Source organism: Aquisphaera insulae (genome assembly GCF_011064615.1).
In the GTDB taxonomy this organism is placed as follows: domain Bacteria; phylum Planctomycetota; class Planctomycetia; order Isosphaerales; family Isosphaeraceae; genus Aquisphaera; species Aquisphaera insulae.
Map to the genome: position 1 here is coordinate 1 of NZ_JAALJH010000271.1, position 382 is coordinate 382.

The following is a 382-nucleotide window of genomic DNA, read 5'->3' on the forward strand; positions in this document are numbered from 1 at the left end:
CTCGGAGACGAAGCCCGGCAGGGCGATCAGCTCGAAGTCGCGCACGTACGGCTCCGCCATGCGGTTGCCCACCCGGTCCGCCGCCGCCGCCGCGGGCAGCGTCAGCCGGTAGCGACCCGGCGGCAACGCACCCGCGTCGACGTCGAACCCGACCGTCGTCCCTCCCGCTCCGACTCGCCGCGTCAGGGAAAACGTCACGTCGTCACCACTGCCCAGCACCCCGTCCGGACCCGCCGACCGCAGCACCGGCGCCACCGTCGCGGCATCGACCGGCTCGCTGAAGCTGATCGTCAGGCCCGCAACCAGCGCCGTCGATGCCGACCCGGCCGCCGGCAGGTCGGTCCCCGCCACCCGCGGCGCGACACCGTCGGTCAGCCGGATT

General features: G+C 74.6%; 1 protein-coding gene. It reads right to left on the reverse strand.

Going from position 1 to position 382, the window contains the following annotated elements; genetic code table 11:
* Nucleotides 1-382 (reverse strand): Ig-like domain-containing domain (locus G6O54_RS37100; protein WP_165236227.1); only part of this gene is annotated, 382 nt, incomplete at both ends.